This window comes from Oleiphilus sp. HI0125 (assembly GCF_001635355.1).
In genome coordinates, this window is the sequence record NZ_LWGF01000652.1 from 1 (window position 1) to 1239 (window position 1239).

Below are 1239 nucleotides of genomic sequence, written 5' to 3' on the forward strand. Positions count from 1 at the left end.
TATTCCGGGTGGTGCTACCCTTACAGCGGATACTAATAGTTGGTCGGATGTGAATACTTTTATGATTACTCCCCCAATTCATAGTAGTAGTGATTTTACCCTCAGTGTTAGCGTTCATTCACAAGATACTGATCCTGACACCGGAGTTATTTCTTCAAAAGTAACGGATTCGACACTGACGGTGTACGTCGACCCAGAAGCAGATGTGCCGACGCTTACATTGCTTTCCGGAGAGATGAATGATGACAATGAGATTCCTTTACAGATCGATGTTGCTCTCGCCGATAATGACGGTTCAGAGCAGGTTAGCGAGGTAATTCTGTCTAATATTCCACAGAGTTCATCTTTGTCAGCAGGGCATGATTTAGGAGATGGTCGCTGGTCGCTTACTGTTGATCAACTCGTTGATCTAAGATTCATTCCTGATGGAATTTTAGCTGATCCGATATCAATCACCGTGACAGCTTATATTAAGGATACTGATCCAGATACCTATTTGATTTCTGAGCTGTCTCACTCAGGCGAATTGATTGTTTCGATGTTGGACGATTCTGGAATTGATGATCCGGTCATTACTGTAATTGATGGTCCTAACCCGGTTGATCCAGTTGATCCGACCGACCCAATCGATCCATCGAACCCTAGTGCTGACGGTGATCCACTGACGGGGGCTGTCACTGTAGCAGAAGACGCAGTTTTTGATCTTGAATTGGGTCCGTTAACTCCCATTGACGTTAATGAAACAATGAGCAGTGTCACTATCGGTGGTGTGCCAACTGGAGCGATTTTGTCAGCGGGTACGAATAACGGTGATGGCACCTGGACAGTAGAGCCTGCTGATCTTGACGAGTTGAGCCTTACGCCAGTTGAACATTCCAGTGATGACTTTACATTAACGACTGAAGTAACGTTTACAGAGGGCGATGTTAGTCAAGTTTATAATGGTTCGGTGGAGGTTACTTTGGAAGCAGTCGCTGATGCGCCTGCGGTGAGTGCGAGTGATGTAAATGGTGATGAGAATAGTGCTATTGCCTTGGATATCACTGGTAGCCTAGCAGATAACGATGGTTCTGAGTCAGTTACCGGTTACACCATCAGCGATGTGCCGTTAGATGCTACGTTATCGGCTGGCACTGACAATGGAGATGGTAGCTGGACGTTGACAGCCGCTGAGCTTGCCGGTCTCACGATCACGCCAGCAATAGGCCATCTAAGCGATATCGTTCTGCAGGTCACGAT

The 1239-nt window shown here is 46.6% G+C and carries 1 pseudogene; it reads left to right on the top strand.

Annotated elements, in window-relative coordinates:
• A pseudogene (locus A3762_RS27425) lies at positions 1 to 1239 on the top strand (hypothetical protein); the annotation flags it as partial.